Here is a 12,222-nt window from a genome sequence, read left to right as displayed (position 1 = left end):
CCTGGACGCGTGATGGCTCGATCCTGCCCCACGTCCCTATCGCTGTCAGCCCTTGGAGGTCAAAGCTCCAGCAGTCCCGGTGGCGGGGTGAGCAGCAGCCAGCCCTCCTTGAGGTGCACCTCCGGCACAATCGCTTCCACGAAAGGGATCAGGAGGCGGCGTCCATCGTCCCGTTCAATTTCCAGCAGGTCGTTCCCGGCGCTGGTGAGGTCGGTGACGGTGCCAATCACCGTGCCCTCGGTGCCGAGACGGGCCTCCAGGCCCACCAGGTCGAGGAGGTGGAACTCACCCTCAGCCAGTTCGGGTCGGTCATCGGCTGGTACGACAAGGCTTTGCCCCACAAGGGCTTCGGCGCCGCTGCGGTCATTGATGCCTTCAAAACGCACCACGAACAGGCTCTTCCCCGGCAGCTGACGGCCGCTTTTGAGCTCCACTGGCTTGGGCGGGTTGCCTTTGGCTTGCAACCAGCGGGCACCGGGTTCCGTGAAACGCTCCGGGAAATCGCTGGCGGGGTTAATGCGCAGCTCCCCTCGCAGGCCTTGAACGCCTACGACCTTGCCAACGGTGAGCCATTCAGCCGGATCGCTTGAAGTGGTGGTGCCGTGGCCGGCCATGGCCGCTCGTGCAGAAGTCTGTTGATCATGGCGTCACGCGATACTGAGGCTCTGATCATTTTCCTGTCATGGCCACCAGTGCTCCGATCCTTCCCGGCGCCACGGTGAAGGTGGTGGATGTCACCTCGATCTACAACGGTTACACCGGGTTTGTGCAGCGCATCAGTGGAGATCGCGCTGCGGTGCTGTTTGAGGGCGGTAACTGGGACAAGCTCGTCACCCTGCGTCTGCGCGATCTCCAGGCCGGCTGATGGACAAGACCACCATCCGCGGGCGCCTGGCGCGGGTGGTGCTCGACTCCGACACAACGGCGGGTCGTCTTTACAACCTTGTGGTGTTCGGGGCCATCCTGCTCAGTGTTGTGGGCTTGATGTTCGAGCCCGCACCACTTTTGCCCGGGTCAGTTCAGGGTGCTGTTCCCGCTTGGGTCGATCTGATCGATCGCATTGCCTTGGCGGTGTTTGCGGCTGACTTAGCCCTGCATCTGATGGCCAGTCCTAGGCCATTGGCTTATTTGCGGAGTTTCTATGGCTTGATCGATCTCTGCGCCGTGCTCTTTTTTGCAGTGCCCCAGATCAGCAGTGGTTTGGTGTTGTGGGTGTTCAAGTTCGGCCGCATTCTGCGGGTGTTCAAATTGCTGCGCTTCATGGATGAAGCCCGCGCTCTGGGCGCGGCGCTTCGGGCCAGCGCCCGTCGCATCACTGTCTTCATCCTGTTTGTCTTGATCCTTCAGGTTGTTTTGGGCTACGTGATGGTGGTGGTGGAGAGTTTTCACCCCGAAAGTCAGTTCCGTAGCGTTGCCCAGGGGGTCTATTGGGCGATCGTGACCATGACCACCGTTGGTTATGGCGACATCGTGCCCCAGACGGCGCTGGGCCGAATCCTCGCGGCGTTGGTGATGCTGCTTGGCTTTGGGATCATTGCCATCCCCACGGGCATCGTCACTGTTGAGGGTCTGCGTCGGTCCGGAGCTCGAGCAAGCTTGCAGGCCATACGCTGCATTGACTGCGGTCAGGTCAGTCATCGCAACCGTGCTCGCTTCTGCGATCGCTGTGGAGCAGAGTTGCCGAAGCGTGAACGAGCCGAGCATCAACGCTCGGCTCCGTCTCCCTCAACGTTTTGAAGGGCCGCCTGAGCCGCCTTCTGCTCTGCGTCCCTGCGGGAGCCGCCCCATCCTTCAGCCAGCGTCTTTCCCTTCAGTTCAACCTGGCAGTGGAAGCGGCGTGGGTCGCCATGGCGTCGACTGGTTTCAAGGCTGTTGTAGACGGGCAGCCCTAGCTTGCGGGCTTGACTCCACTCCTGTAGGGCGGATTTGGCATTGCCCTTGTGAGGGTCAGCCAGTACCGCAGCACTGGTGCGCTGCCAGTGCGGTGTGAGCCAGGCATGCACCGGTTCTAGAGACCCCCAGGCTTGATAGATCGCGCCGATCAGGGCTTCGCAGGCTTCCGCCCGCAGCGTGGCTTGGCCGGCGTCATCTCCCCTGGCCTTGGCGCCGACCACAAGCATTGCGTCGATCCCGATCTGCTTTCCAAGCTGCGCTAGCCAACGGTCGCTAACAATCTGGGCCCGGAGCGCTGAACGTTCTCCCACGGGGAGCTGGGGGTAGTGCTGTTCGATGAATTCACTGGCTGTAAGTCTCAGAACCGCATCGCCGAGAAATTCCAGGCGTTCGTGATGGATGGCTAGTCCCGCTGATGTGTGGGTGAGGGCTTCATCCAGGAGGGACAGGGTGCGGGGTTCATCCGGGCTGTCGGCGGTGTTCACGCCCAGCACCTCGCAGAAGCAGCGAAGTTGATCGCTGCGTGATGGGGTGGGGGTGGAGGCAGTGGCCAGATCGATGGGCACAGTTCAGTTTTGCTGTTCTGCTTTCGCAATAAGGGTTAGAGGCTTACGCCCAGTTGCCATGCCATCAGCCTGCCTCTCTCATCCTCCGCCAGTAACGGCACCATCCAGTCACACTCGACCTCAACAGCTACATCCCTTCAAAGATGTTCAATGCCAAGTGCCAGCCATGCCTTGATAGCTATCAGCGTCGTTAGCCCTTAGTGCCATAAGCAGCTCCTGAAACAGAGCGAGCGTCATCTGATTGTCGAGGGTCATTGGTAGGAGGCAACTTCCTAAAGCATTGCCCGCTGCAACAAAAACACCGCGCGTGATCAACGCTTAGGCATGTGCTGCTTCTTTTCTTTCTCTTTCATCGTTGGTTTGAAACTGGCTTTTGATGTTGATCCTGGGGGGGTATAATGCAAGGCTATTCTGGCCCAACGCAAATGTACTGGAGGGGCTGTCCTATGCACTTTTGGCAAAGATCAGCATCCGGGGCATAAAATTGCAATTAAAAAGAATGACTAGTGTCATCAAAAACCAGCCAACTCTTCCCTTTTTACGCTCCGTAGTCGATGAGATGTGCAGCTTGATCCTCTCTCAAATGGATCAAATCCAAAGCCACCGATATGAAATTACTTGGAAACCAGACGGTAGTCCAGTGACCAATTCGGATGTGTTGATAGAGAATTTAATTCACGGCTTTTTAAGAGAAAAGTTTCCTGGCATTGCGTTTGCTGGAGAAGAGAGTTATTCACAAACTGATGCTGCTCATGAGGAAGGCTATTACGCTATCCTCGATCCAATCGATGGTACTGAAAATTTCTGTTCTGGCCTCAAAATTTGGGGCGTTTCTTTTACTCTTTGGCACAGTCGCAAGCACCTGATCAGCCTACTTTTTCTGCCTGAGCTTGGTGACCGCCTAATGACCGGCGACGTTATACGCCCTGTTCACTCACGAATCAACGGGTTTTCCTCCTCAATGTGTCAGGAGATACTGGATGGGATGGGTGACGCCGAAGAAAGCAGGCTCATGGGGTGTGCAGTTTTCAATATGTACAGCGTGATCACCGGAAGCTTTGCCAGATTCAGCAATCCACGTGGCGCCTACGCGTGGGATCTTTTACCAGGGTTAATACTAGCCTTGGAGCACTGCTGCGAAGTACATGTCGATGGAAAGCCCTATCAAGGACACTTTCTCGAGCCATCTGGAAGATATCGGGTCGATATTCGGCACAGATACGATCTTCATTCTAGGTAAGGGGCCCTCGGTTGATGAAATTAATCCAGAGGTCTTCGCCAACTCTATGGTGATTGGCATTAACGATGCTGAGCGAATTGTACCAGTTGATATCTCTATTTTCCATGCTGATTGGGTAAAGGAATCAGTAGCTAGCAATGGATACAAATCACGTTTGTATGTTTGTCCCCCTGGATTTACCCCATTACGGGGAGACGTCGTGAATATGCCATGTACTCGATCTTCAGGGAATGAAAGTGATGTGATGATGCAGCGCTTGCTTACTGAAGATCCCTCCGAAAGCTTTGTGATAGAAGAAGTATTATTTCTTTCCGCTCTTCGCCTTGCCAGAATTCTTGCAGGAATTCGCAAGAAGCCACAAACAATATATATGGTGGGATTCGACTTTACCCCTGATAAGGGATACTCAAAATCTATTGAACGTGATTACGCGCCCAACAGCCCCGAGGAACGTGCTCTTGCCATATCGCCTCAAGAGTTTTACTTTGTTAATTCTCTGTACTTGTTGCGAGATTCGGAACTGATTCTCAAGCATGTGGGGTCGCGTAAGTTTTCTGCTCTATCTACTGGAGAACTAAATGATCAGTTTCTCCCAAAAAATCCAATCAATGAAGAACATGAACTTGGCCCTCGAGTAGTGGTTACTGCTGAACTGACCACTAACCACTTTGGCCAACGACACCGATTAGAAAGGATGATCCGAGCGGCACGAGCGGCTGGGGCTGATTATGTCAAGGTTCAAAAACGCAACGTAGAAACCTTTTACAGCCAAGAACAACTGGATGGGAAATACAAATCACCGTTCGGATCAACTTTTCGAGATTACAGAAATGCTCTTGAGTTGGACGAGGAAGATTTTTGTTATATTGACAAACTCTGCTCACAGCTGGGAATAGGTTGGTTTGCCTCCGTTCTTGATGAACCTTCGTATCACTTCATACAGCAGTTCAGTCCAGACTTAATCAAGATCCCCAGCACCATTTCAGAACATAATGATTACCTTAGCTATGTAGCCCGGCATTACACTGGGAGTGTTGTGCTCTCTACTGGTATGACCGATATAGCCTATGAAAAGTATATTCTGGAGACATTTACAGAATGCAACAAGCTTTACCTGATGCAATGTAATTCAGCCTATCCCACTCCCAAGCATCACTGCACCGTTGGAGTCATTCGACACTATCGTGATCTCAGTTATCGGTATCCCTATCTTGTTCCTGCCTACTCGAGCCATGACACTGGTTGGTTTGCATCTACCATGGCGGTGGCAGCTGGTGCTCAAATGGTGGAGAAGCACGTAAAACTGGGAAATACGGAGTGGGCTCACTATGATTCTGTAGCTCTAGATTTGACGAAAGAAGATTTTAGAGAGTATGTTGAAAAAATTAGAGAGGCAGAAATAGTTCTGGGAGTTGAAGATAAAAAAACAAACTCAAGTGAACACCATAAGTACTCGAAGAGGTCGAGATGAATATGCTCAATGCAAAAATATGGGCAATCGTAGCTGCTCGAGCAGGATCAAAAGGGCTATTAGATAAAAATGTGCGAAATCTAGCGGGAAAGCCATTAATAGCCCATGCAATAAATTTTGCGGTTCAAGCCAATATTTTTGAGAAGATACTGCTGTCTACTGATTCTGACCAATATGCAGAAATTGGGCGAGAGTATGGAGCATGGGTACCTTTCCTGCGTGGCTCGCATGCAGCACAGGATGACAGCATGGAAGAGCATGTGTTGAAAGATCTCGATGAAAAACTTAAGATTCACAATATAAGTCCGCCGGATATAATTGTTTGGCTAAGGCCTACGTTTCCATTCAGATCAACTGATGATCTAACAGAAGCCGTCTCAATGTTAAACAAAGATATTGATTCTGTAAGAATGGTAACCACGGGTGAGCCACGCCTTTACGAAGTAAGAAACGGTTTTCTATCGCCTTGTTTTGACGATGGTGGACGCTCTATGATTCGTAGGCAGGAGTTTCCGCCTACATATAAGGTTTTTCATACGGATATCTTTTGGTATAAAAATATTGTTAAAGGGGAGCTATTCTTGGGAGAGCGTATCCTTGCTCTTCCGATTCACAGGCTCTGTGCCATGGATATAGATGGGATTGATGATTTTGAGATTGTGGATGCCTTAATTGCATCAAAAACTCCACTTATCGAAAAGTATGTTAGCTAATAAACAGAAGGAGGCTGACGTAAACCACTGAAGTTCCTACCTGTTGGAACTGTCCGGGTTCAACTCGATAGTCATGAGAGCAGGGTTGGATCTTCTTTGATGCCTGCCTTCTAATAGCGATGCATCTGCTTCTTCTGACGTTCCTTCACTTGTACAAGCAGTTTTTGATGGAAAACGAGAGCGATGCTCTGCCCCCTCCTCAACTGGTCGGCATACTTCTGGGGCACCTCAGTACTACTCCAAATATTCTCTGGCCCCTCAGCTCATTGGCACCCAGCTGATCCAGCAACCTGAGAGAGATCAGGCCAAGGGATCGGCACCGACCATCAAGTCATCATTGAAGTCCTGATCGAAGTCAGATTCAGCCTGGAAATAAGCATCTGATCCGCTGGAGACGTAACCGCCACTTGCTATGTAAGTCCAATCGCTGTTGTGCTGAGCAATCCAGAGCTTGCCGCTGGAGTGCTCCCAGGCTGAAGCATTGACCCCATCGAGAGTTTCAGCACCCCGCAGCGACCAGCCAGCCCACGTGTTATCTCCCCATTGGGTGCCATTGGCAGCAGTGATCGATGAGGATTGACCTGCGGAATTCTGGGCGTAACCGAATCCAGAGGAATCTTTCAGCAGATTGATTGATCCTCTTAGATCATCTACATCCCAATCACTGAAGGAGAAGGATTCGATGCTCTGCAAAGTGTCACTTCCATCTCTTCCACTTTGCTTATCCGTGATCTGAATAGCAGCACCTGAGTGATTGATCGTGTAGTCCTCAAGCTTGCCTTTAAAGACAGCAGCATCTCTACCAGCTCCACCATCAATCACATCATTGCCCTTCTCACCAGTAAAGGTGTTATCCGCAGTATCACCAATCAGCTGATCGTTGTAATGACCACCAATGACGTTTTCAATCTTGTAAAGTTTGTCGTTACCAATTCCCGCCTTGTCGCCTCCATGGGTTGAGGTTGCAGTGGCTTTGGAAAGGTCAACCGTGATGTCATCGGTGGCTGAAGTGTATTTAACGGTGTCAACACCTGAGCCGCCGTCATAGACATCATCACCAGCACCATCGCCGCCGATAATCAGGTCATTGCCTGCGCCAGCTTCTACTTTGTCGTTGCCAGAAGCGGTGTAGATAATGTCATCACCAGCCAAACCGGAGATCGTGTCATCGCCAAAGCCGCCGCGCCTTGGTTTTCACAGATCCCAAGGGCATCGCCAGCTCTTCTGCAATTTGCTGCTGGGTTTTGCCGTGTAGGTAGCACTGCTCAATAATCAAGCGCTGTTTGTTGCTGAGCTTGGCGAGGCAGAGCTGCAGCTTGGCGGCGCGATCACTGGATTGAACGTCCGATTCAGGTGATGGCGTTTCCTGTTTGAATTCGCCGCGCCAGCGCTCCAGGATCGAGCGGCGGTTCTTGGTCTGATTGAGCCGATTCAGCGCCATTGAGCGCGTCATCAGCAGCAGATAACTGCGCAGGCTGCCTTTGTCTTCCTTGTACTTGTTGCTGCGCCACAGTCGTTCAAAGACATCGTGGGTGAGGTCTTCTGCCTTGGCTTGATTTTTTAAATAGGTCTTGGCCAGCCGCAGCACAGCTTCCGCATGCTCCTGAGTACGACTCCTGCCGTAGGCCAATGAGTTTGTTGTTTGGAGCTCCCATGGCCCGCTGGGCGCATTGCCTTCCGCTCCTTCTTCAATAGGTCAGATCTGTGACGAGTGCCAACTGGCTTAAGCCACCCTCTTGCGGTCCTGACTTTCTATTAGGTCATTAAGCATGTTCACGAGGCCTTCCTGGTAGCTAGTCCCATAGCCTCCATCAGCCAGAGCGGCGCGGATCATCGGCTTAGAACCTTCCTTGACAAAGAAGGTGATCGAGGCGCGGCCAACGCGGCTGGCCTGTGTGGAGTAGTGCTCAGAGAACGCCATAGAGATGATTGCTTTAAGGACTAGCCGCTTGGACATATCCTTTGCAGCCGACTACTACTGCTGGATTCAAAAAGCCAAAAAAGCCGGTGCTGTCGTATTTAAAAATCCCACCACTGGCGTGGATCTGAAAGACCCAACGCTTTGCGTGGTGGTTGGTTGAAAGCAGGGCATAAGCCGGGTTCTGTTCTCCTTCCTTTGGAAGGGGGCGGTCATCTATCTGGGATCGCCGTTGCCGACGACCTCTAGCGGCGCACTAAAGCGGAACGGGGTAGATGGCCAACCGTCGTTCCTCGGCCTTGCTCCCGGCCGGGGTTTACCGAGCCAGCACCTCTCGATGCTGCTGGTGCGCTCTTACCGCACCTTTGCACCCTTGCCTGTGCCGGCGAACCGGCCATCGGCGGTGTGTTTCTGTGGCACTCTCCTCACGGTCACCCGCACTGGGCGTTACCCAGCAAGCCTGGCCATCGGGGAGCCCGGACTTTCCTCAACCAGGCCCATGTCTGCCCGAAGGCAGGCATGCCCTGATCGCGACCACCTCGCCTGCTTTCAAACCCCATAATGGCTGTTAATGGGGCTGTAGCTCAGCCGGATAGAGCGACGGTTTCCTAAACCGTAGGTCGTGGGTTCGAGTCCCGCCAGCCCCGTGATGATTGCCTTGTGATCCCGTAGCCGCCACTACATCTAGCGGGGTGGCGTTCCCTCACTCTGTCGCTAGCGTTGTTGTAGTGAACCCGGTTCCATGACCCAGCTTCACGATCTGCGGCTCCGACTTTTGGTGCAGCAGGAAAGCGAGCGCATCGCTGATTCCCAGCCCACAGACCTCGATCTCTCAGTCGTTCAGGCCCGCTGCCTGTGCTGGTTAGCGCTTTTGGCCGAAGCCCATGAAGATCAGGCCAGTGATGCGGAACGGCGTGGTGATACCGAGCAGGCCATGGGATGGTTTGCCGATTCGATGCGCCTTCGTGACGTGATCCAAGTGGTGTCGTCGATTGAGATTCCTCTTCCGGCCATGTCTGATCTCAGAGATGAGGACGGTGGCGATGGTTTGTCTGATTTCCCGTCGGATTCCGATGGATTTTCCGGGGAGCCGCCTCTGGCTGCTTAACCAGATGTCATGATGGGGATTGATCTTGAGGGTCTGACGTGCCTGAAGAGCCCTGTCAATGCCCTGACTGCCAGCGCTTCTACCGCGAGCACGATCGCCTGATTCGGGAATCACCGACTCTGCGTCAGCAGCAAGAACTCAGTTGGGCTGCTCTTCAGGCCTTCCGCACGCTCTCCGGTCGTGTGCTGGAGGATCTTCAAAAGCAGCATGGAGCACGTCCGGCTGAAGCTCAGACCCATGCAACTCCAGTGGGCCCCACCGAGGAGCCAGCAGACGCCCTGCATCAGGCCATGGCTGATCTGGAAAACATCAACGCTCACCTGTTCTCGATTGAGGCGTTGATGGAACGCATCTTCGACGTGCGCGTACCTGAAGCGATCGAACAGAAGTTCCGTGAACTGGCTGGCGAGCTCGCCCCTGATCCTCTGAATGCAGATCGCCTGCGCTTGAATCGTCTGCTGCACCAGACGCCTGATCTGCCTGATCGCAGCTGATCTGATCCCATTGGATCTGAGCGCTCTGAATCACAGATCGGTCTCGATCCATCCACCAATGAGCCTGCGAGGGGCTTTTCAGCTGAGTCTTGATCCTTGGCTTAAGAGTTGAAGTTGGAGCTGACGCGGATGATCACCTCGCTGAGGTGCTCCGATCGCCAGCATCCAGGACGACTGAGGAGTTCGATTAGCGCACGTCGCAGGTGATATCCACTTTGAGTGGCTTCACCTTCCAGATGTGGTCGCAGTATTCCTGGATCGAACGATCGGAGGAAAAGAACCCGCTTCGAGCGGCATTCAGCACAGACATCCGATTCCACTGACTGCGATCACTCCATGCCTGGCTAACGGCATCTTGGGCCCGTAGATAGTCAGCGAAGTCGGCCATCACAAAGAAGGGGTCGCTGTTGCTGAGGTTGTCGATGAGGGGCCGGAACAAGTCGGCGTCGCCGTTGCTGAAGTGGCCGGTCTGGATCAGATGAATCGCTTCCGAAAGCTCGGGGCTTGAGTCGATCACCTCCCATGGGCGATAGCCACTGCGTTTGAGTGCAGCGATTTCCTCAACCGTCTGACCGAACAGGAAAAAGTTGTCCGCACCGACTTGGTCGCGGATCTCGACGTTGGCACCATCGAGGGTGCCGATGGTGAGCGCTCCATTCATGGCAAACTTCATGTTGCCGGTGCCTGAAGCCTCCTTGCCGGCGGTGGAGATTTGCTCGGAAAGGTCGGATCCTGGGTACACCTGCTCGCCCAGTTTCACGGTGTAGTTGGGGAGGAAGACCACGCGCAAACGGCCATCCATGTCCGGATCAGCGTTCACCGTTTCGGCGATGCCGTTAATGAAGCGGATGATCAACTTGGCCATGTAATAGCCCGGAGCAGCTTTGCCCCCGAAGATCACGGTGCGAGGCGCCATGCCGTCGGCCTGGCCGTTCTTTATCCGCAGGTACTGGGTGATGATCTGCAGCGCATTGAGATGCTGGCGCTTGTATTCGTGGATCCGCTTCACTTGCACATCGAACAGGCTGGCGGGATCCACCAAGACGCCTGTATGGCGATGGATGTAGCTCGACAGTTTGCGCTTCACGGTCAGCTTGGTGTTGCCCCACTGCTCGAGGAAGCCGCTGTCGTTTTGATGGGCTTCCAGCTTGCGCAGGTTCTCCATGTTGGAGATCCAGTCGCTACCCACGTGTTGCTCGAGCAGGGAGGACAGGGGGGGATTGGCCAGGGCCACCCAGCGCCGTGGTGTAACGCCGTTGGTGACGTTGGTGAACTTCTCGGGCCAGAGGGCGGCGAACTCTGGCAACAGTTGGGTGCGCACCAGTTCGGAGTGGAGTGCGGCCACACCGTTCACGTGGTGAGCGCCAATGGTGGCCAGGTGGGCCATGCGCACGGCCTTGCCGCCGTCCTCATCAATGATGGACAGCTTGCGGATGATGGCGTCATTGCCAGGGAAGCGCAGGCGCACTTGTTGTAAGAAGCGGCTGTTGATCTCGTAGATCAGCTCCAAGTGGCGGGGTAGGAGATTGGAGAACAGGTCTAGGTCCCACTTCTCAAGAGCTTCGGGCAGCAGCGTGTGATTGGTATAGGCCACTGAGCGGGTGGTGATTTCCCAGGCCTTCTCCCAGGTTAGGTGGCGATCGTCGATCAGTAGCCGCATGAGCTCGGCCACGGCGATTGCGGGGTGGGTGTCATTGAGCTGCACCGTCCAGTAGTCGGCGAAGTTCTCCACGGCCAGCCCGCGCTGATCAAGGCTGCGTAGCATGTCCTGTAGGGAACAGCTCACGAAGAAGTGCTGCTGCTTCAGGCGCAGGCGGCGGCCTTCATCCGTGCCATCGTTCGGGTAGAGCACCTTGGAGAGGGTTTCGCTACCAACCTTCTCTTCCACGGCGCCGTAATAATCGCCGATGTTGAAGGCATAGAAGTCGAAGCTTTCCGTGGCATCAGCGCGCCAGAGACGTAGGCGGTCGCAGGTGTTGACCCTGTAGCCCAGCACTGGTACATCGTGGGGCACTCCAATCGCGTGCTCTGCCGGAATCCAGCGGGAGCGGTAGTTGCCCTTGTCGTCGGTGTAACTCTCGGTGCGGCCACCGAAGCCCACAAAGCAGGCCTCGTCCGGTTGGGGTAGTTCCCAGGGCCATCCGCCTTTCAGCCATTTGTCGGTGACTTCGACTTGCCAGCCATCACGGATCAGTTGGTCGAAGATCCCGAATTCGTAGCGAATGCCATAGCCCGTGGCCGGCACCTGCAGGCTGGCGAGGGATTCCATGTAACAGGCGGCCAGTCTCCCTAGCCCGCCATTGCCCAGTCCGGGCTCCTCCTCGACGTCAAGAATCTGCTGCAACGACTCAACCCCGAAGCGGCGCACCGCTTCCTCCGCTTCCTGCTGGATGCCCAAATTGAGCAGGTTGTTGTTGAGTTGTGGACCGATGAGGAATTCCGCAGAGAGGTACGCCACCGTTTTTTGCGGTCGAGCCCTGATGGCCTCCAGGCTGGCCAGGTACCGAGTCATCAGTCGGTCGCGCACTGCATAGCTCAGCGCCATGTAGAGGTCATGGCGGCTGGCGGTCGGCGCCAATTTCCCGAGCGTGAAAAACAGGTGCTCGGTCATGCCAGCGAAGACGGCGTCGGCATCCAGGCCGGCACGTTCAGGGTCGGCGTAGCAACTTGGGGTCGGCAGACGTAGATCGAGGGGCTCGGAGATCGTCATGGTTGGGAATATCACTTGGTCGAGAGATGACCCAAGTGTGAAGGCCCTGGACGATGCCTGCTTCAGACGGTGCAGGAACTGTGACCGAGTCGTGAGTATCTGGCCCAGG

Annotated in this window: 13 protein-coding genes, 1 tRNA gene and 1 other RNA gene; 9 read left to right on the top strand and 6 right to left on the bottom strand. The window is 54.6% G+C overall.

Annotation, left to right across the window (positions count from 1 at the left end; translation table 11 throughout):
- Positions 1-59: 59 nt before the first annotated feature.
- Complete coding sequence (rimM, locus tag DXY16_RS01095; protein ID WP_115118696.1) at positions 60-614, bottom strand: ribosome maturation factor RimM; 555 nt, start codon at positions 612-614, stop codon at positions 60-62.
- A 68-nt stretch (positions 615-682) separates the two neighbouring features.
- Here rimM and DXY16_RS01090 point away from each other — a divergent pair, with 68 nt between their 5' ends.
- A complete protein-coding gene (locus tag DXY16_RS01090) occupies positions 683-865 on the top strand; it encodes an NAD(P)H dehydrogenase subunit NdhS (RefSeq protein WP_115016600.1) in 183 nt (60 codons plus the stop codon).
- Positions 865-1,737: an ion transporter gene (locus tag DXY16_RS01085; protein ID WP_115118694.1), complete on the top strand. Its 873-nt coding sequence runs from the start codon at positions 865-867 to the stop codon at positions 1,735-1,737. The genes DXY16_RS01090 and DXY16_RS01085 overlap by 1 nt, the downstream gene beginning before the upstream one ends.
- On the opposite strand, the gene rnc is transcribed toward DXY16_RS01085, so the two are convergent.
- Positions 1,704-2,459, bottom strand: coding sequence for a ribonuclease III (rnc, locus tag DXY16_RS01080; protein WP_115118691.1), 756 nt, complete (start codon positions 2,457-2,459; stop codon positions 1,704-1,706). The two genes, DXY16_RS01085 and rnc, sit on opposite strands and share 34 nt — an antisense overlap.
- A gap of 376 nt (positions 2,460-2,835) precedes the next feature.
- Between rnc and DXY16_RS01070 the strand changes: the two genes are divergently transcribed.
- From DXY16_RS01070 to DXY16_RS01060, 3 genes are read left to right on the top strand one after another with little or no spacing between them, the layout of a single operon-like run.
- Entirely contained in the window at positions 2,836-3,699 is an 864-nt protein-coding gene (locus tag DXY16_RS01070) for an inositol monophosphatase family protein (protein ID WP_115118689.1), read from the top strand.
- Positions 3,605-5,170 (top strand): N-acetylneuraminate synthase family protein, encoded by a 1,566-nt coding sequence (locus DXY16_RS01065; RefSeq protein WP_115118686.1) that lies wholly within the window; start codon positions 3,605-3,607, stop codon positions 5,168-5,170. Before DXY16_RS01070 ends, DXY16_RS01065 begins: the two co-directional genes overlap by 95 nt.
- On the top strand, positions 5,167-5,883 hold the full coding sequence (locus DXY16_RS01060) for an acylneuraminate cytidylyltransferase family protein (protein WP_115118684.1): 717 nt from the start codon (positions 5,167-5,169) through the stop codon (positions 5,881-5,883). The genes DXY16_RS01065 and DXY16_RS01060 overlap by 4 nt, the downstream gene beginning before the upstream one ends.
- A gap of 300 nt (positions 5,884-6,183) precedes the next feature.
- Here the strand turns inward: DXY16_RS01060 and DXY16_RS01055 are convergent, their stop codons facing one another.
- Both DXY16_RS01055 and DXY16_RS01050 read right to left on the bottom strand, forming a co-directional pair.
- Complete coding sequence (locus DXY16_RS01055; protein ID WP_115118682.1) at positions 6,184-7,035, bottom strand: M10 family metallopeptidase C-terminal domain-containing protein; 852 nt, start codon at positions 7,033-7,035, stop codon at positions 6,184-6,186.
- A gap of 13 nt (positions 7,036-7,048) precedes the next feature.
- A complete protein-coding gene (locus DXY16_RS01050; protein ID WP_170953778.1) occupies positions 7,049-7,513 on the bottom strand; it encodes a sigma-70 family RNA polymerase sigma factor in 465 nt (154 codons plus the stop codon).
- 319 nt (positions 7,514-7,832) lie between these two features.
- Here DXY16_RS01050 and DXY16_RS15230 point away from each other — a divergent pair, with 319 nt between their 5' ends.
- Complete coding sequence (locus tag DXY16_RS15230; RefSeq protein ID WP_256359579.1) at positions 7,833-7,964, top strand: hypothetical protein; 132 nt, start codon at positions 7,833-7,835, stop codon at positions 7,962-7,964.
- Here the strand turns inward: DXY16_RS15230 and rnpB are convergent.
- An RNA gene (gene rnpB, locus DXY16_RS01040) (RNase P RNA component class A) lies at positions 7,960-8,351 on the bottom strand. The two genes, DXY16_RS15230 and rnpB, sit on opposite strands and share 5 nt — an antisense overlap.
- 23 nt (positions 8,352-8,374) lie before the next feature.
- On the opposite strand from rnpB, the gene DXY16_RS01035 reads away from it, so the two are divergent.
- The 3 genes from DXY16_RS01035 (at position 8,375) to DXY16_RS01025 (ending at position 9,403) form a co-directional block, all read left to right on the top strand.
- Positions 8,375-8,448, top strand: a tRNA-Arg gene (locus tag DXY16_RS01035).
- A 95-nt stretch (positions 8,449-8,543) separates the two neighbouring features.
- Positions 8,544-8,909, top strand: coding sequence for a hypothetical protein (locus tag DXY16_RS01030; RefSeq protein ID WP_115118676.1), 366 nt, complete (start codon positions 8,544-8,546; stop codon positions 8,907-8,909).
- Between the two features lie 38 nt (positions 8,910-8,947).
- Positions 8,948-9,403, top strand: coding sequence for a hypothetical protein (locus DXY16_RS01025; RefSeq protein ID WP_115118674.1), 456 nt, complete (start codon positions 8,948-8,950; stop codon positions 9,401-9,403).
- Positions 9,404-9,590: 187 nt separating this feature from the next.
- Here DXY16_RS01025 and DXY16_RS01020 read toward each other — a convergent pair whose 3' ends face one another.
- Positions 9,591-12,113, bottom strand: a complete 2,523-nt coding sequence (locus tag DXY16_RS01020) for a glycogen/starch/alpha-glucan phosphorylase (protein WP_115118672.1) — start codon at positions 12,111-12,113, stop codon at positions 9,591-9,593.
- Positions 12,114-12,222: the final 109 nt, after the last annotated feature.

Origin of the sequence: Synechococcus sp. UW105, assembly GCF_900473935.1 — a bacterium.
Lineage (GTDB): Bacteria > Cyanobacteriota > Cyanobacteriia > PCC-6307 > Cyanobiaceae > Synechococcus_C.
This window is presented reverse-complemented; position numbering and strand designations above follow the sequence as displayed.

Bases quoted from the DNA above. Each gene is read 5' to 3' on its own strand.
- rimM (WP_115118696.1), bottom strand. From the start codon at position 614: ATGGCCGGCCACGGCACCACCACTTCAAGCGATCCGGCTGAATGGCTC.
- DXY16_RS01090 (WP_115016600.1), top strand. From the start codon at position 683: ATGGCCACCAGTGCTCCGATCCTTCCCGGCGCCACGGTGAAGGTGGTG.
- DXY16_RS01085 (WP_115118694.1), top strand. From the start codon at position 865: ATGGACAAGACCACCATCCGCGGGCGCCTGGCGCGGGTGGTGCTCGAC.
- DXY16_RS01070 (WP_115118689.1), top strand. From the start codon at position 2,836: ATGTTGATCCTGGGGGGGTATAATGCAAGGCTATTCTGGCCCAACGCA.
- DXY16_RS01065 (WP_115118686.1), top strand. From the start codon at position 3,605: ATGTCGATGGAAAGCCCTATCAAGGACACTTTCTCGAGCCATCTGGAA.
- DXY16_RS01060 (WP_115118684.1), top strand. From the start codon at position 5,167: ATGAATATGCTCAATGCAAAAATATGGGCAATCGTAGCTGCTCGAGCA.
- DXY16_RS01030 (WP_115118676.1), top strand. From the start codon at position 8,544: ATGACCCAGCTTCACGATCTGCGGCTCCGACTTTTGGTGCAGCAGGAA.
- DXY16_RS01020 (WP_115118672.1), bottom strand. From the start codon at position 12,113: ATGACGATCTCCGAGCCCCTCGATCTACGTCTGCCGACCCCAAGTTGC.